Source organism: Brevibacillus sp. IT-7CA2, from assembly GCF_949767855.1.
Classification (GTDB): Bacteria; Bacillota; Bacilli; order Brevibacillales; family Brevibacillaceae; genus Brevibacillus.
On sequence record NZ_CATKQT010000051.1, the window covers coordinates 343,995 to 361,889 of the forward strand.

Sequence of the window (17,895 nt, forward strand, 5' to 3'; positions counted from 1 at the left end):
TAAGGGAATGTTTTTTGGATGCACAAATATTTGCAGCTTCAAAATGAACTTGAAACATTGATTGAAAGCCTCTCCTATCGAGACGGAGACCGGCTTCCCTCCATTCGGGAGCTCGCCTCTCGCTATCAATGCAGCAAGAGCACTGTAATCCGCACCTTGGATGAGCTCGAAAAGCGTCACCTCATCTACTCGGTCGACCGAAGCGGCTACTACGTCGTGAAAAAACAAAGGAAGATCCAACCCGCAGATACGTCCATGATCGATTTTGCGACCTCTGCTCCCGATCCTGACCTCTTTCCTTATGTCGATTTTCAACACTGCATCAATAAAGCAATTGAAACCTATAAAAACGATCTTTTCATATACGGAACCACACAAGGCTTGCCATCGCTCATTGCCGTCATCGCCAAGCTGCTTGGGAACCATCAGGTTTTTACGGACCCGGGTAATATTTTCATTACCTCCGGTGTCCAACAAGCTCTATCCTTGCTGTGCAGTCTTCCTTTTCCAAATGGCAAGGAAACGGTTCTGATTGAGCAGCCCAGCTACCACCTTTTCATTGAAAGTTTGCAAGTACGCAAGCATCCTGTCGTCGGGATCAAACGTACTGCCCAAGGAATCGATTTAGAAGAGCTGGAGTCTATTTTCCGAACAGGAGAGATCAAGTTTTTCTATACGATGCCTCGCTATCATAGTCCGCTCGGTACGTCGTACAGCCGAAAGGATAAACAGCGCATTGTGGAGCTTGCCCAACAGTACGACGTCTATATTGTAGAAGACGATTACATGGCAGACCTTGAGCATGACAGCAAAGCGGATCCTCTCTTTACCTATGATCGCTTTTCTCGCACCATCTATTTAAAAAGTTATTCCAAAATTATTTTTCCCGGGCTGCGTTTGGGTGTGGCCGTTATACCTGACGCGCTAAAGGATTCCTTCAACCAGCACAAGCGGCTCATGGATATCGACAGCTCCATGCTATCTCAAGCTGCGCTGGAAATTTACCTAAAAAGCGGAATGTTCGAGCGACACAAGCAAAAAATACGCAGTTCCTATCACCGGCGATCCAACCTGCTGATGGCGTCCCTGAACCATTTCGCGGCGAATGAAGAGCATCAGTTTACCTATCAGCCGCTTGCGTATCCGGGAATTCATACGCACATTGTTTTGAACGATTCCATCCCAGTCCATGCTGTTATCAGCCAGCTAAAAAAGCGCTCAATCCTCGTGGATGCTACCGACAAAAATTACTTGGAGGGCTTTCCGCAGGAAAATATGTTGAAGCTGAATGTTTCCTATGCCAAGGAAACAGTGATTGAGCAAGGGATTGACGTGTTGATGGATGTGTTACGCCGCATGCACCGTTAACCTATCCGCCTTAAGTCCTAGATAAAATCCGACGAGGGTGCGTTTTGGGACAACAACTAAATCTCGATAATGGAACTATTGAGTATATCCGGCAGATGTGAATGATTATTGAGTAACCAGAAAACGATCTACATCGTATTATCAGATACAGGAATATGGTTTACGGGATGACTCTCTGGTATAAATTGTTTCAAAATGCAAGAATTGTGGTATATCGTTGTATAGTAAGTGAATCCCAATTCAAAAAAATTCGTTCCATAGTCGGCCAGTTTGAAGTAGAATCGCATCTATACACATATAATTTACCTGGTATGATCCGACTCGATTGAGTTGATGACTGGCAGTCAACGATAGAATGACAAAGGAGAAATAGATGCTTCAGAACATTTTAGATTTCTTAATGGAATACGGCTATTTGGGAATGTTCATCCATTCTTTTGCAGACGCAGTCATCTTTCCCGTTCCTGCCTTCTTTCTTCAAGTGCCACTCAGCCTCGTTGATCCTTCGCAGGCATTGTGGATTGCTACGGTAGGCTACATCGCTTGTCTCATAGGAACTCCCGTCGGTTATTTTATCGGTAAAGTACTAGGCAAATCCGTTCTGTACAAAATCCTCAAGAAGGAATGGATTGACTCTGCAACAGAGATGTTTCAAAAGAAGGGCGAAGTCGCGATCTTCATCGGTTCGTTTACACCGATTCCGTTTAAAGTATTTACAATCATGTCGGGTTGCTTGAAATTCCCGTTGTGGAAATTGCTCGGGTATGCCGCAATTGGACGGGCAGTCAAATTTTACGCAGTCGGATTCTTGTTTTATTTTTACGGTAAAATGGCGGAAAATATGGTCCATAACGTTTCTCTCTATATCTTTCTCACCGTGGTGCCGCTCATCTTGGTCGGATTATGGGTGAAGAAAATCGTCACCAAGCGCCGCCAGCTCAAAATGGAAAGTACTGGCGTCAGCAACGGCATCAAAGAGAAAGTCCTGAATAAATAAAGACGATCATAAACAGCAAAGAAACCCCAGATCGGGGTTTCTTTTTTTACGACTGTTATCCTTTTTTCACACGAATTACATCATCCTCGACATCAATGACCATAGCTGTCACATTGTCTTCTTCCATCACCAGATCCGCAATGCCATCCTCGACATATTGCTGAATCACGCGACGCAATGGACGTGCCCCGAAGGAAGGGTTGTAGCCCAGTTCAGCCAGCTTTTCTTTTGCGGCAACTGTCACGCTGATCTCCATTCCTTGCTCAGACAGATTTCCCATGACATCTTGCAGCAGCAGATCGACGATTTTGACCAAATCCTGTTTTTCCAGATGCGCAAAGGAAATGATCGAGTCGAAGCGGTTTAAGAACTCCGGCTTGAAGTACGCCCCTAGAGAATCCAGCACGGTGGCAGGCTCGGGCGCTTTTGCTCCAAAGCCAACGGAGATTTTTCGCTCGCTCACACCGGCATTGCTCGTCGCAATGATGACCGTCTCCTTAAAATTCACCGTACGGCCCTGACTGTCTGTCAGACGGCCATCCTCCAGAATTTGCAGGAACATGTGCATCACGTCCGGGTGTGCTTTTTCGATCTCATCCAGCAGGATAATGCTGTACGGATTGCGGCGTACGCGCTCCGTCAGCTGACCTGCTTCTTCATGACCGACGTAACCAGGAGGTGAACCGATCAATTTGGATACCGAGTGCTTCTCCATGTACTCACTCATATCGAGGCGGATCATGGAATCGCGGGTACCAAACAGCTCCTCTGCCAATGCTTTGGATAGTTCTGTTTTCCCTACGCCAGTTGGACCGACGAACAGGAAGGAAGCAATGGGTCTGTTTTTCGGTTTCAGACCTGCACGACTGCGTCGAATCGCCTTCGCTACTTGTGTGACCGCCTCGGATTGCCCAATTACTTTTGCTTCCAAATGAGCTGCCAGGTTTTTCATTTTCATCTGCTCATCACTTTGCAGCTTGGTAACAGGAATCCCAGTCTTTTGCTCGATCAAGGCTTGGATGTCCGTGACGTCAACCTGGACGCGTTGCTCCTTGCCCTCAATCTGATCCAGCTTCTCTAAAATGCCCGCTTCCTCGTCTCTCAGACGGGCAGCTCGTTCGTATGCCTCTTGCTCTGTCGCTTCCTTTTTCTCCTGATTGATTTGCGCCAGCCGCTCATGCAGCTCTGACGTATCAACCGCGGAGGATCTCAGGTTCAAGCGCGAGCCCACTTCATCCATGAGATCAATCGCCTTGTCAGGCAAGAATCGATCCTGGATGTAACGATGGGAGTATTCCACGGAGGCACGGATGACATCATCCGAGTAAGCGACTTGGTGAAATGCTTCGTATTTCGGACGCAATCCTTTTAAAATCTCGATGGCTTGTTCTACGGTAGGTTCCTTGACCATGACTGGCTGCAGGCGGCGCTCCAGAGCAGCGTCCTTTTCAATCACGCGATACTCTTTTAACGTAGTTGCCCCAATCAGCTGCAACTCACCACGAGCCAGCGTAGGCTTCAGGATGTTCCCTGCATCCATGGATCCTTCCGCAGAACCTGCTCCCACCAAGAGATGAATCTCATCCACAAACAGGATGACGTTTTTGCGTTTTTGCAGTTCGGCAATCACTTGTTTCATTTTTTCCTCGAACTGTCCGCGAATTCCCGTCCCTGCAACCAGAGAGGCGACATCTAAGATGTACACCTGCTTGTTTTTCAGCTTGGTCGGTACTTGCCCTTCTGTAATACGCAGGGCGAGACCCTCCGCAATCGCCGTCTTCCCGACCCCTGGCTCCCCGATCAGAACCGGATTGTTTTTGTTACGTCGGTTCAAAATCTCAATGACACGCTCTATCTCCTGTTCGCGTCCAATCACAGGGTCAATCAGTCCGGCACGTGCCGCATCGTTTAGATTACGACCCAGGTCATCGAGGATGCCTCCACCACGCTCTGGTACTTGTGGCTGCGGTTGACCGGAAAATTTGCCCGGATTCACCCGGCCTTGGGCAAAGCCTTGCAGGAACTCATCCAGTCCAGAGAAGGAGGAGAAAGGACTAAAGCCCATGCCCACTCCCATTTTGTTGGTCAGCTTTGTTTTGCAATCCTGGCACAGATCGTATTTTTGCTGCTGATTTTGTACGCGTATATGAACAGTCACAGTTGCTTCTCGTTGTTTGCAGATTTCACAATGCATATTCAATCCCCCCAAAAGCGTTGTTTTGGAATTCAGAAGATCTTTGACCTTTCCTGACCTTCTTTGACTTTATTATAGTTTGACCTTCTTTGACTTTCAAGAGGGATTGTATGGTTTTTTTTCCCCTTGCCCACATAAGGCATTAAAGAAAGTAACCCGAAAATGGCTAAGCCAGCGCCTACCCACAATGGTGAAACAAGCCCATAGCCACTACTGATCCCGATCCCGCCTAAGGATGAACCAATGGTCGCTAGGAGTATGTCATCATCCCAGCCACCATAAATTCAGAAGTCGTCATCGCAAAAATTGCTACCGCTAACAAATAAATCATCGACGGCATGAAGGAACACTCCTCGCTAATTATTGTAACAATCGGTACAAAAATAACTCAAAAAAAAAGAGCGCATTACGCGCCGAAGATAGATTCCATGGTCCCCTTCATAATTTGTTCAGCCAATGTCCGATTCTGTGTGGATGTATTCAATACACGAAAGCCGTAGTAACTGCTTAAAAATAAGCTTGCCAAATCCACCGCAGATCGTTTTTGAGAGATTTCACCCGTTCGCAAGCCTTCCTCCATCACTTTTTCCATGGTTTGCTTGAGAAGTTCAACATGTCTGGAGACGATTTCTTCAATCTTGGGATCGTCTTTTGCCCGTTCCAATCCCGCATTGATCAGCAAACATCCCTTTGGATTCGTTGATTCAAAGTCTTCCACCAATGCCCAAGCTAAAAAATTTTGCAACCGCTCTTTCACGGAACCCGGACTTTCCAATAATGCCCGCTGTTCACGAATCCCGGTATCGTGATAGTGTTCCACCACTGCCAGATAAAGGTCCTGTTTGCTGCCAAACGTATTGTACAAGCTGCCTTTACCTAATCCAGTATCACTGCATAAATCATGCGTAGAACAACCATTGTAGCCTTTTGACCAAAATGTTTTCATGGCCACATCTACGATGGACGTGTAATCAAAATCACGAGGTCTGCCGCGTTTGCTCACCGGAATCCTCCTTTCGTTTCCAACTGTTATGGAAATATTACACATTATGTACCGCTCGGTCAACAAATGAGATGTCTGCAACCGTAAACCATACCTATAGAAAAAGCCCATTTTGAAAATCATCTCTCAAAATAGGCTTGATCATTGATTATATCGTCTCTAAATCTGTTACTGTTTTTTCGTTTACTTGATCTCCAGTATTCAGCGTCGTCTTTGGTTCAAGCAATAATACATGAACCTCTTCCTCTGCAACTGGCATATGCTCTACACCTTTTGGAACAATGAGAAATTCCCCTTCGTTTAACCAAACATCTTTATCGCGAAACTTAATAAGTAGTTTCCCTTTCACTACGAAAAACATCTCATCCTCATTTTCATGCTGATGCCAGACAAACTCTCCTTTCAATTTCACTAGCTTTACATAGGAGTCATTGATTTCGCCTGCAATTTTGGGATTCCAATACTCATGGAATAACGTAAACTTTTCAGCTACATTGACCTTCTCCATTATTCTCCCCCCATTAAAAAGAGTATGCTTGTACTTCATCGAAAGCAGGCAGGGATGGTTGAGCACCGTTCCTTGTAACGACAATCGCTGCTACTTTGCTGGCGAAAGTGGCCGCTTCGGTTTCTGCCATTCCTTGTGTGATCCCAACCGCAAAAGCTGCTGTAAAGGAATCTCCGGCCGCAGTTGTATCTACTGGCTCTACGCGGAAAGCCGGGATATGGGTCGCCTCATCGTCGGTTACTAAGAGAGCACCCTTTTCCCCCAACGTCACGATGACGCGCTTTGGTCCACCAGACAAAAGCTTTTTGGCTGCGGCATGCACTTCGTCAATCGTGGATACAGGCATTCCTGTGAGAATAGAAAGCTCTGTTTCATTTGGGGTTAAGGTATGTACATGGGTTAATAGCTCACTGGATAGCTCGCGTGCAGGTGCCGGATTTAAAATGACCAGCTTGCCGAGTCGAGCAGCCTCTTTGACTGTATATTCCACGACATGCATCGGGATTTCCAGTTGGAGCAATACGACGTCGCTGTCCTTTAAAATAGACAGATTGTCTGCAATATGCTCCGTGCTGACGAGCGCATTCGCACCCGGAACGAGTACGATGTTATTTTCCCCATCCTCACTTACATTGATAAAAGCCATGCCTGTCGTACCCGAGCATTTGATCCCCTCTATGTGAACGTGCGCATCCGTTAGCCCTCCCAGCATAACTCGGCCGTTCTCATCTTCTCCTACCATTCCGATCATGGAGACATGCGCACCCAGGCGAGACGCTGCTACTGCCTGATTCGCTCCCTTTCCACCCGGGATCAGCTCGAAGTGATTGCTTGTGATCGTTTCTCCTGCTTTGGGCAAATGATGTACATGGGTTACGAGATCCATATTGATGCTTCCTACTACTGCGATTTTCACGACGAGCCCTCCTCGTTCCATCTCAAACATGATCATTCGGTCGGTTACAAAATAGTGCTTTTCATCCGAGAAGTCAATGTATTTTCTCAGGATTGTTCCTAAGACTTGGAGCGCAATGCTTCCATTGGATATAATGAACAAATCTTCTATCATCCGGAGGTAACCAGATGGAACCGATTATCCAACATCCTTGGAACATTGATGAGCAAGAGGCCATCAACCTGCAGCGACAACTAGCCCAGCAAGTAAAAAAAGAAGATCAACTAGCGGACGTACGCTTTATCGCCGGAGTAGATGTCGCCTATCATGCCGAGTCTGATTTGTTAGTCGCTGGTGTCGTGATCCTCGACGCCACTTCCCTGCATGTCGTCGAGTCTGTCGTCATTCAAGACACCGTCGAATTCCCGTATATTCCTGGCTTGTTCTCTTTTCGAGAACTGCCACCACTGGTACGTGCATTCAAGGAGCTTAAAACAACACCGCAGCTCGTCGTCTGCGATGGGCAAGGAATCGCTCACCCGCGAAGATTCGGACTAGCCAGTCATTTGGGCGTCCTGTTTGACATTCCTACCATTGGCTGCGGAAAAACGAGACTGCTAGGAGAATACGAAGAACCCGCACAGGAAAGAGGTGTGTATTCCCCTTTGATTGATCAGGGTGAAATCATCGGCGGAGTCTTGCGCACACAACCGAATATCAAACCAATATTCGTCTCAATCGGACACGGAATCTCTTTGCCAACTGCATGCGCATGGATCACCAAGCTCTCTCCCAACTATCGTTTGCCCGAAACGACGCGGCAAGCGGATCAGCTCGTGAATAAAGTATCGGCGGAGTTAAATAGCAGCCGCTAATGGAGTGTCGGCCATACATTCTCATCGTGCTCGTCCAAGACTGCTTCGATCTGATCTCCTTGGAAAACGACTATGTAGCCTCGTGGCAGAGCCAATGCTTGCAAAAGTGACGGACGTAGCTTTAGCAGTTGGTAAACGTAGTATGACTCTAGCTGGTCACTGTCTACTTCGCCTTCCACAGGCCCGAGATACCACCCGGAGTCACCTTTTCGAACATCTTCTGCACGCTGCAAATAGACGTGTTCTTGTTCAAATGCACCTTTTGCCACCACGATTTTATCTTGGAATAAAGCAGCTTCCCCTTCTGCTCGCACGGTTTGCAAACAGTTGTTTTGCGCCATTTGCACGACCAAAGACACAGACAGGTCAGAAGTTGTTTCGGAAAAAGGATTCGCGTCGTAATCGGGTGCCACGATCTCCAAATACCCATCCCGTTCGAAAACCAGCAGAATGGTCCAGCCTACCTGAATTTTCGCACCGTTCTTGATAGGGCCAATCTCGTCTTCTACATCGGCGAATACGTCCAACAGAAATTCTGCTTGCTTCACCAAAAACTCTTTGCAGGTCACGACAAACGTGCGGTTATGAATCTGTTTGGAGCGTTGGCAGAGTCGGGACTTTTTCTCGGCTGACATGGACCTCTTCCTTTCTGCGTGATCTGAATTGCTACTATCTTCAGGATATCACGAATAGGGGAAAAGCTCCGTTACACATTTGCTACAAAGGATATGGAATAACTGACTGACGAAGGAGTAGCAAAGCTCGGCTTGGCAGGTGGGCTAGAACGTTTTTTGTTGTATTTGTTCTGCACAGTCTTTGATCGTATCTATGACCACTCTTGGCTCGGTAAATTGAGGGAAATGTCCACTTTTTTCAGCGAGGATATGTTTGCTGTTGCTTGATAATGAAAGCAGTTCCAACTGATGCTCGATTCGTTTTTTGCGTACTTCCTCAGGCATCATGCGATTTTCTTTTCCACCTGTAATCACATAAACAGGTATGTCGGGAAAATATTCGATTGCATGGATTTGTTCCACTGTTTTTTTGACAAAATGAACTTCATTGAATTGTTTATGGGGAGACAAGGAGTCAAACATGGAGAGCATTTTGTTAATGGTTTTGACTACCTTACCTTGATATTTTTCAAGACCGATATCTTTTGGATGGCTGGATTCTAAAAAGACAACACCAGCTACTTCGTAGGGGTGACGCCGGGCAAATAAATTTGCATATAATCCCCCTAATGAATGTCCGACTAGCAAAAATGGGGGTTCAAATCCTACTGTCTTTAATGCCTCCCGTAACGTTTCTACAATCGTGAGTCCATCTTGGGGGGCTTGCGGCTTATCACTACCCGAAACACCCAATCGATTATAGGAAAAGACAGATGACATCTCTGAAAGATCGGGTAGTATCTTCATCCATCCTTCTATGGGTCCCGAACCACCGTTAATGAGAACGATATTGGGTTTGCCGTTTCCACTCCAATGATATTGGAGCTTCCCTCTTGAAGTACTCACTTTGGATATCTCTATTGCCAATGTACAACACCTCACTTGGTCAGGGCTGGATTTCACTGTAGTAATACGTGATGAACAAATGAGGGTTTCTATTTTGTAGGAATTCTTGCGGTGAGGAAAAAGAGCAGAGGCAGACAAAGGACGTTATTTTGTCGTCCTTGTCTGCCTCTGTCTTGATTGCTAAACGAAGAAGTTATTTGGTGCCGAGTGGTACTGCTAACAGCTCCGCCAGCTTGACCGTATTCTCTCCTACCATGCAGCTGTAATGGTTGCCGGCGATTTCTGTTACTTCCAGTTCTCCAATGCATATATCTTGCCAAAAAGCGATGGTCTCTTCGCTCGTGCTTGGCAAAAATTGAAACGGCTCACGAGCCAGCAGGAAGCGAATGTCTCCCATATATGGCAAAGGAGTATAGCGAGCTGCTTTAAAGCTCTGCCCAAACACCTTGCACAAGCCCTCTGCCATTTCCACTGGCATCTGTTCCCCTGATATTTTGCCTAGCGCATGAACATAAGCAGTGAAGCGTTCTCTTCTGTCAAACGCGGATAATTTGCGGAACAGCTCTCCCACCTGGTCTAGCCCCTCGTCTCCACCGATGGTGCACGATGAGCCTTGTGGGATGCAATCCCCGTATTTTTCTACAAGCTGCAAAATCGCCCGAGTAAAATCATGCTCATCCACTTTTCCAAAATCAGCCTGTTCTAGCGTGATGTTCAGGTTCGGAACAAACAGTGCCTCAATCAAGAGATCGTCGTTCACTTCTGTCAGGATTGGAGGAATGTCGATCAAAACCAGGTCCAGAATAGGGACGCCCTGCTCCCCGAGTCTTCTCGCCACTTCAATGGCAATTAATCCGCCCAAAGAATAGCCGATGAGCTGTACAGGTCTTTGCTCTGCTTCCCGCAAAACATCGATCAAGCATTCGGTATAATCATCAGCCACGGTTTCTATCAGCTCGGACGGCTCTAGCGCGCAATAACGCTCACTATCGTCAATAGCGATCCCGACGATGCTTCCTGTCTGCTGGGCTTTGAGCTGTTCAATCAATGGACGAAAACTGTCCATCGTCCCCAAAACGGCATGGAACACAACCCGCAGCGGCCCAGATTCGTCACCGCCATATGGAATCAGCACGGCATTGCTCGACTTGTTGCGTTTTTTCGGCAATGCGATTTCCTCACTCTGCTGCATCTCCTGATTGCGCATGTGTATGAAGCCAGCCAGTGCTTCCACGGTCGGGAAGTTGAGCATTTGCCGGAGCAAGACATCAAACGGGATGGCAGCGTGCGTCGAGTCCTCCGCCAGCTTGTCGCGCAGCTTTCCGGCTACCTGCGCCATGATGAGGGAATCTGCACCGTACTCATAAAAGCTTTGTGTTCGACCGATTCTCGAGACTCCCAATGCTTCTGCCCAGACGTGAGCAAGCTGCGCTTCCAATGGATCAGATTCAGCCCCCTCTGTAGCGTCCATAGCAGCATTTTGTCCGAATGACGATGCAGGGCGCCATTTTGCCAACTCGCGGCGATCTATTTTTCCATTTCCGGTAAGCGGCAGTGCGTCTACGACTTGCAGATGGGCAGGCAGCATATAGGCAGGCAGATGTAGGAAAAGGAATTTTTCCAGCTCTGCGGCACTGACCCTCACCTTGTCCAGCTTCACGCGATGAGCGAGCAAATGATTCTCTCCCTCATTCTGCAAAACGAACACAAGACCGTCTTCTTCCTTCTGCCACTCACTTATCCATGACGCCTCTGTCCACTTGGCAAGAATGAGCCACCCGCCCGGGCAAATCAGCTCTTTCAGCTTGCTCATGTCGAAGCTATCTATCGATCCCGCAGCGAACACTATGTCGAACGAGTTCGGTGCCAATCCTTGTGCCCGATACTCTTCTTCTACTGTTTCCATACCTATATACTCTGCATCATAGCCTTCCAACGCTTGCGAGACATACGCTGTCAACGCACCGTTCTCTGCGCCGACTTGCAATATCCGAAGAGGCTTGCTTATGTGCTGTCGCGCAATCTGTTGCAAAAGCATAACAATGCGCTGATTGACCTCAATGCCCGTTTCTTCACCGATCCCATTTACGAGCATCGCGAATTCTGCTCTTTCCGCTTCAAGGTCAATATCCATCTTGTGGGCGCTTTCCACAATCCCAAGCAAAACAGGCTCGTCACTCGCTCCATCCAGCACGACACCAGCTGCGGCGACAGCAGGGTGTTTGAGCAGGGCCGATTCAATTTCACCTAGCTCGATTCGATGCCCTCTGATTTTGACCTGATTGTCTTCTCGGCCGATAAACTCGATTTCGCCGCCCGGTGTGTAGCGGCCCAAGTCACCCGTTCGGTACAGTCTCTCTCCATCGACAGGGTGGGAGAAGAATCTTTCCTCCGTGAGGGGTTGATCTCCTACATAGCCCTCCGCCAAGCCAGCTCCGGTAATATACAGATCCCCGATCACCCACACCGGGCAATCGCGCATCTGCGAATCGAGGACGCGGAAGCCTTGATTGGCGAGCGGGCGGCCATACGGAATACTGTTCCAGTCTGCTTCCAGTCCTTTGTACAGATGGTAGTTCGACCAGATCGATGCTTCCGTGGCACCGCCGAGACTGACGATCTGTGCAGAAGGCAGATATTTTTGCATCCGATCAGGCAGCGTCAACGGAATCCAGTCACCGGAAAGCAAGGCCAGTCGCAGGCTGTCAACTTTGACAGTTGGCGTGGAATCCAAATACGTGACCAGCATCTGCATCAGGGCCGGCACGGAATTCCACACGGTGATGTCATGCCCGGCTATCAGCTCACTCCAATGGGACGGATCCGTTTGACGGTCGGGATGAGGATACACAACCGCACCACCAACAGAAAGCGTGGCAAAAATATCGTAGACAGATAAATCAAAGCTCAGCTGGGCAAGGCCAAGTACGCGGTCATTTTCCGTGATCGCAAAGCGACGAAGCATATCCTCGATTGTATTCGCTGCTGCACGGTGGCTGATGACGACCCCTTTGGGCTGTCCCGTGGAGCCAGACGTATAGATGATGTACGCAGGCAAATCCGGGTTTAGGTCAGGCAGTATCAATGGTTCATGCTGCGGGCTAACTTGATCTACTGCAATCGTTTGAATAGAGTCTGACCAGTGCAACTGGTTGGCAGATACCGTCAAGGCATAACGGATGTCCGCCTGTTCCATCATGGCCTGTCGGCGCATCTCGGGTTGCTTCGGATCAATAGGTACATAGACGGCTCCGGCAAACAATGTTCCGAGTACGGCTGTGACTTGATGCGCGCCTTTTTCCATCACGATGGCAACGCGGTCTTGCTCGCGGCAGCCCAGCTCTTTCAGCTTCCCTGCTACTGCGGCAGCTCGTTTCACCAGTTCCGCGTAGGAAATCTGCCCTTCACTGTCAATCACGGCTGGACGATCTGGCGTCGTCATTGCTTGCGTGACGATTGGCTGATGCAAGGCGTACTCTGGTAAAGCTGTAGTGGTCGCATTCACCTGCTGACGCTCTTCTCGCTGCCAGTCTGGTAACGTAATTTCGTCAGCTCCCTCCCACACTTGCTCGCTGTCCGCCAATGTTTGCAGTAATTTTGCAAAAGTATCAAACATGTCGTCAACGACATGCAGAGGGAAAACACCCTCCCGCACATCCCAGTTCACCTGCAAGCCTGCCGAGCTGTCCATGGCTTGGCAATCGATGAAAACCTGCGGTGTTTGACTGATTCCATGCCCAGCAATTTTGCCCTGTAGCTGACCGCCTTCCGCTGGTTCCACTAACCCAATCGCGCTCGTAAATACGATTGGCATCAGAGCGGCTTCACGCCCGCGCCTGCGAGCTAGCTCGCGCATGACCTCCACGCCGGAAAACAAACGGTGATCCAAATCTTCAAACAACTGCTTTTGAATGGTTTTCGCCTGCCCCTGAAAAGAACGCTCTAATCCCCAATCAACCGCAAGCAAATTGACGGATGTGAAATCCCCGACAATCTCATGGACTCGCTCATGCAGCGGCTGTCTGTTCAGCAACGTCAAATTCAGGCAAAACGCACGATTTCGGCTCCAGCGCTCGATCACAGCGGCAAAGGCTGTCATCACGGCGGAGGTTGGCGTCAATCCTCGCTGCTGGGCACGCTGTTTGAAGGCATCCCACGAAGCATTATCTAACCGAATGAAGCGACGGAGAAAGCGTGCGTCTCCATTCTGGGTCTGTTGTCTCGCCATTGGCAGGTCTGGAGCCTGTGGCAATGCATCGATCCGTTGCTGCCAGTACGCTTTGTCTCTGCCATACGCCGTAGTCTCTCTTAGACTGCGTTCGGCAAATACGTAATCGCGAAACGTAATCGGCAACGTGGGCAATGTTTTTCCCGGTTCTTTGTAAAGGGCCTCAAACTCACCCAGCAAGAGCCAAATACTCGCCCAATCCGCGATGAGAAATTCCATCGATACATGGAGTACAACCCTGTCGCTCGTTTTCGTCAATCCGATATCAAACAACGGCCATTTGGCTGTATCATACACGCGATGTCCCATCGCTTCGCGTATGTCATCGAGCCTTGTTCCTGCCTCCTGCTCATCCATGCCACTAGTATCTGTATATGTAATCGTCAAACGCGGAACCTTCTCCAGAATGCGCTGCTGACCGTTCGGATCAATGGTTGCACGCAGCATGTCATGTCTTGCAATGAGCAGGTTCCACGCATCCTCCGCCCGTTTCGGATCAAGCTCGGGATAGTCCAGCTCCATGTAGATATGGCACGCCACGCCACCATAGCCAAACAGCTCATACCGGCCCAGCAAATAAGCAGACTGCACATCTGTCAGGGGAAAAGGCACAAATCGCGCTGCTGGATCTGGCACCACCTTCACCGGTTGGGATTCGGCTCGCAAAAGAGCGAGAATGTCTGCTTTCTGTTCTTTTAACGCCTGTAAATCATCCGCTGCAAGTGTTCCTCTTGGGGCTCTGTAACGCAGGCTCCCATTTTCCTCCCATAAAAAAATTCCATCTCTGCCTAGGCGCATCAAGAGCTCGACGCTATTCGTCTTGAGGTTTTGGGGCATATGCACACTCTCCTATTTAAATGAGCTTGGCCATTTCGTCTTCAGTTGGGGAAAGCTGCTGACGTACGCCAACATCGATGCTGTTCTTGATGAGGAACAGCTTTTGTCCAAGTGGTGCCACTGGGTGAGACTCCTCAGGCAAAACCGCAAGCTCCTTGACGCCTGCTCGCTGAAACACATCGAGCCACTGCTGGACAGTCATGAAGGTCGATTGCGTATTTTTCCTATCATCTACTGGTGGAGTCATCATGAAAGCTTGGGAGATGAGCATTTCTACGAATTCTCGCGTTGGCTCCGTAATAATCATCCAGCCTCCCGGTGCAAGGGTCTTCAACAGCCCTTGGATGACTTCATCCGTGTCCCGCGCGTTGTTCAACATTCCTGCCGCAATCACGATATCGAAGCTGCCTTCTGTGAGGCCTTGTGCAAACAAATCTTTGTCGATATCAACCACCTGATATTTCATCCACGGGTAAGCTTTGTACCTTTCACGTGCAGAGGATAAGAAAAAGTGGGACACATCCGTGTAGACATACTCCACATTCAGTCCTTTGGAAACAAACGCCCTCAGGCGGTCCACGACCACATCACTAGTTGCTCCAGTCCCAGCGCCTACCTCCAGGATACGAAGCGAGTTGGTCGTAAACGCGATCCGCGCTACTGCTTCTGCGACCGACTTGTTCAAATAACGCGCCACAAGGGTGTCTCGATAAAGCGCATTGGCAACATGCATCCGCCCCTCAGGAAATAGCAGCAAAGCAGCTTGCTGGGTATCATCCATCAGCTGTGGCAGCCGATCCGCATTGTCCTTGAGATAATCCATGACGAGTGGTGAGCCCAGCTTGCCATTCCAAGCGTTTTTGGCTAAATCCCACCGTCGTTCTACTTCCTCTCGCGTCATCTGAATGCCGCATTGATACTCGCCAGCGGTAAATTTCAGGTAGCCACGATCCGTTAAGATGTGCAGCCAGCGCTTGATGACTGGATGATGACGTTCTGCTACGTTTGCAGCAGTGAAAATGTCTGACGCTGCATAGGAATGCTGTCCTGTTGTCAGTGCCCCTTGGGATTGCAGTGCAAGCAGCATGGAGGCCACCGCTGCTGTATCCAGGCGCTCAATGCACGTATTTACCTGTACGGCATCGATCCCTTTTAGCTCGCTCTCGGCAAACGCCGTGCATGCAAAGACATCGTTGTTTTCCGCCAAAGTCGCATCATTGGGTGAGGCAGTGTCGTGGAATTCGTCGTCCGGAATGCTCCAGGCTGCTTGTTCGAGAGATGCTAACGTCAACGGCTCATGGCTGCCATGCGAGCGCAGCACGGGATATCCCAATGCCTGCGTCCATTCTTGCCACTGTCGTGAGCACAATAGCTCCTGCTGCGCGCGCGTTTCCATCGCAGCCTTATCGACCTGCCTCATGATCCTATCTCGCATGATGAGTAAATCGCGTCCGATAGCTTGCGGCCACTGCTTCGTAAGAATGTCCCGATAGGTCGGCGTCTCCTGTGGTCCCAGTATGTGTGTACTGTTTTCCAGCATGCGTGCGGGTGGAGACACTGTCAGCTCACCATGAATGTCGGGAAGATCCGGTACGTGCAGACGCGGCTGCCATACGACGGGACCATGCGTGTCTGTAAGCGACAAGCTCCCGCCAGCTACACCAATCGTCAAGCGATGCAGCAAATGCAGATGGTTGTCTGGATCATCCGGATCGACTTCATTGTGGGCGCGTAGCGTAATCGGAATTTTGCCCAGCTGTCCGATCAACACTTGAAACGGCCCCTCATCCTTGATGACATGACTGATTTTCCACGGACGAATAGAAGGGAGGGCTTCCTGCAAAATGTGCATGAGCGGGAAGGACACCTGTGTAGCGCAAGCAGCCTCGATGTACAAGGCAGGCTGCACAGCCAGCATCGTACGAGCGCAAGCAATAAAGCGACGAACAGCAGGCAAATGTACGTAGAGGTCTCCCGTCATAAAATGAACACCGTTTTGCTTGGCATGCTTTAGGCACAAAGCCAAATCTTTGTGGTGGATTGGCTCTTCCGAAATGACGTGAATGCCCTTGGCAAGCAGTTGGATCGACAGCTCTGTTCCATTGCCGCCCATCACGGTGGAACGCAATACGACGCAAGCCAGATCAATGTCAGCAGGTAATTGATTGACATCGGTGTACAGCGGGATGCCATTTCGCTCGGCGCATTTACGCGAGCGTTCACTTCCTTTTGCCAGCAGCCCTACCAATTCAAACTGCTCAGGCAATGCCTTTACCGCTTCCAAGTAGAACTGTCCAAAGCGAGAACCGCATACCACGGTACGCAACTTACGATTCTTTGTCATACGTCACCCCTACTTCATTTCCATGATGGAATGCATGAGTTCGACCTGCTGCTCGCGAAGCGCATCAATCAGGCGTGTCGCCGAAACGCCTTCTGCCACGAAAAAGCAGCCTGTTTTTCTGTTCTGATCTTCCGCGATCAAGTGGGCCACTGAGGCCGCGATGATGCCAGATATCCGATTCCAGTCGCCCGGGTACAGAAGAGTGGAGAAGACCCGTACTTTTTTACCGTCACGCTTTCCTGTCGTATGAAGGTGGAACATCGTAAAATCTTTCACACCTGGCTTCTTCGCCTCAAACTGTTCCAGCAGCAGCTTGGCTGACGCTCTTTTTTGTTCCTCGGTCTTGTATTGCTGCAAAGCCTTGATCATCACAAATTGATTCAGGATGGCATTGCTTTGATAGCTGTTGTAAAAATAAGCGGATTCAATTTTATGCTGCTTGGTCATGAGGCCGAATTCCTTTGTCACTACCGGATACGTGTCGCGCTTGCCAGCTGGATGCGGCAGCGTGTAGTTGCGGTGGAACGGCCCGTCTATTTTTTTGACCTCTCCTTGCTTGAAGTAAGACATTCCCCATCCGGTATCTTCTTCAATGCTGCAAACGATGTCATAGGCCGCATTGAGTGAGAAACCGCCCTGTCCTGCAAAAAAGACTTCGAGCAAATCGATTTCGTCCAAATCATTTTCAGCAACGTAAGCTGGGAAAACTTCCGACAGCCCCGGGTAAACGCCAGCAGAGATGATAAAGAGCAGTCCCTTTTCCTCGATTTCCTGCTTTCGCGTGAGCAATTGTTGATACAGATGCTCATCTCCAGACACATCTACGTAATGAACCTCATGTTTGAGGCATGCGACAGCAACTTTATCAACGATTTGCTTGGAGGGCCCTGCACAATTGATGACGAGATCGACTCGGCCGCAAAAGTCATGCAGTTCCTCCTCGTTGAATACATTCACCTGCTGGCATTCCAGCCTACCCCCCGTTTCAGTGAAAAGCTCACGTAACTTCTCGGGATTTCTGCCGCCCAGCAAAATCGGATAGTTCGTCCTAGACAAAATCGTTTGAAAGGCTGTATGGCCTACAACCCCAGTCGCTCCCAAAATACCAATCTTTTTGATACCCAAC

12 protein-coding genes are annotated in these 17,895 nt (G+C 49.2%); 3 read left to right on the forward strand and 9 right to left on the reverse strand.

Annotated features, from left to right (window positions below):
- The first annotated feature begins 18 nt into the window (after positions 1–18).
- Both ACM6JA_RS25145 and ACM6JA_RS25150 read left to right on the forward strand, forming a co-directional pair.
- The gene (locus tag ACM6JA_RS25145) at positions 19–1,368 is read left to right on the forward strand and encodes a PLP-dependent aminotransferase family protein (protein ID WP_414854579.1); all 1,350 of its coding nucleotides are present in this window, start codon (positions 19–21) and stop codon (positions 1,366–1,368) included.
- 373 nt (positions 1,369–1,741) lie between these two features.
- The gene (locus tag ACM6JA_RS25150; protein WP_414854580.1) at positions 1,742–2,365 is read left to right on the forward strand and encodes a YqaA family protein; all 624 of its coding nucleotides are present in this window, start codon (positions 1,742–1,744) and stop codon (positions 2,363–2,365) included.
- 55 nt (positions 2,366–2,420) lie between these two features.
- Here ACM6JA_RS25150 and ACM6JA_RS25155 read toward each other — a convergent pair whose 3' ends face one another.
- The 4 genes from ACM6JA_RS25155 to rbsK all read right to left on the reverse strand — a co-directional run bounded on the left by ACM6JA_RS25155 (position 2,421) and on the right by rbsK (position 6,986).
- Positions 2,421–4,559, reverse strand: coding sequence for an AAA family ATPase (locus tag ACM6JA_RS25155; RefSeq protein ID WP_414854581.1), 2,139 nt, complete (start codon positions 4,557–4,559; stop codon positions 2,421–2,423).
- 406 nt (positions 4,560–4,965) lie between these two features.
- Positions 4,966–5,562, reverse strand: a complete 597-nt coding sequence (locus ACM6JA_RS25160; RefSeq protein WP_414854582.1) for a TetR/AcrR family transcriptional regulator — start codon at positions 5,560–5,562, stop codon at positions 4,966–4,968.
- A 148-nt stretch (positions 5,563–5,710) separates the two neighbouring features.
- Positions 5,711–6,073, reverse strand: a complete 363-nt coding sequence (locus ACM6JA_RS25165) for a cupin domain-containing protein (RefSeq protein WP_217364761.1) — start codon at positions 6,071–6,073, stop codon at positions 5,711–5,713.
- A 10-nt stretch (positions 6,074–6,083) separates the two neighbouring features.
- The gene (rbsK, locus tag ACM6JA_RS25170; RefSeq protein ID WP_414854583.1) at positions 6,084–6,986 is read right to left on the reverse strand and encodes a ribokinase; all 903 of its coding nucleotides are present in this window, start codon (positions 6,984–6,986) and stop codon (positions 6,084–6,086) included.
- A gap of 167 nt (positions 6,987–7,153) precedes the next feature.
- Between rbsK and nfi the strand changes: the two genes are divergently transcribed.
- The gene (gene nfi / locus ACM6JA_RS25175; RefSeq protein ID WP_414854584.1) at positions 7,154–7,840 is read left to right on the forward strand and encodes a deoxyribonuclease V; all 687 of its coding nucleotides are present in this window, start codon (positions 7,154–7,156) and stop codon (positions 7,838–7,840) included.
- Here the strand turns inward: nfi and ACM6JA_RS25180 are convergent.
- From ACM6JA_RS25180 to ACM6JA_RS25200, 5 genes are all read right to left on the reverse strand, one after another.
- On the reverse strand, positions 7,837–8,475 hold the full coding sequence (locus ACM6JA_RS25180; protein WP_414854585.1) for a hypothetical protein: 639 nt from the start codon (positions 8,473–8,475) through the stop codon (positions 7,837–7,839). The two genes, nfi and ACM6JA_RS25180, sit on opposite strands and share 4 nt — an antisense overlap.
- 144 nt (positions 8,476–8,619) lie before the next feature.
- Complete coding sequence (locus ACM6JA_RS25185; protein WP_414854586.1) at positions 8,620–9,498, reverse strand: alpha/beta fold hydrolase; 879 nt, start codon at positions 9,496–9,498, stop codon at positions 8,620–8,622.
- 55 nt (positions 9,499–9,553) lie between these two features.
- A complete protein-coding gene (locus ACM6JA_RS25190; RefSeq protein ID WP_414854587.1) occupies positions 9,554–14,425 on the reverse strand; it encodes an amino acid adenylation domain-containing protein in 4,872 nt (1,623 codons plus the stop codon).
- Between the two features lie 16 nt (positions 14,426–14,441).
- On the reverse strand, positions 14,442–16,769 hold the full coding sequence (locus ACM6JA_RS25195) for a Gfo/Idh/MocA family oxidoreductase (protein ID WP_414854588.1): 2,328 nt from the start codon (positions 16,767–16,769) through the stop codon (positions 14,442–14,444).
- Positions 16,770–16,778: 9 nt separating this feature from the next.
- On the reverse strand, positions 16,779–17,894 hold the full coding sequence (locus ACM6JA_RS25200; RefSeq protein ID WP_414854589.1) for a saccharopine dehydrogenase family protein: 1,116 nt from the start codon (positions 17,892–17,894) through the stop codon (positions 16,779–16,781).
- Position 17,895 lies beyond the last annotated feature (1 nt).

Excerpts from the sequence above, each read along its gene's own strand:
- nfi (WP_414854584.1), top strand. The coding sequence starts at position 7,154 with ATGGAACCGATTATCCAACATCCTTGGAACATTGATGAGCAAGAGGCC.
- ACM6JA_RS25150 (WP_414854580.1), top strand. The coding sequence starts at position 1,742 with ATGCTTCAGAACATTTTAGATTTCTTAATGGAATACGGCTATTTGGGA.
- ACM6JA_RS25180 (WP_414854585.1), bottom strand. The coding sequence starts at position 8,475 with ATGTCAGCCGAGAAAAAGTCCCGACTCTGCCAACGCTCCAAACAGATT.
- ACM6JA_RS25195 (WP_414854588.1), bottom strand. The coding sequence starts at position 16,769 with ATGACAAAGAATCGTAAGTTGCGTACCGTGGTATGCGGTTCTCGCTTT.
- ACM6JA_RS25145 (WP_414854579.1), top strand. The coding sequence starts at position 19 with ATGCACAAATATTTGCAGCTTCAAAATGAACTTGAAACATTGATTGAA.
- ACM6JA_RS25190 (WP_414854587.1), bottom strand. The coding sequence starts at position 14,425 with ATGCCCCAAAACCTCAAGACGAATAGCGTCGAGCTCTTGATGCGCCTA.
- ACM6JA_RS25155 (WP_414854581.1), bottom strand. The coding sequence starts at position 4,559 with ATGCATTGTGAAATCTGCAAACAACGAGAAGCAACTGTGACTGTTCAT.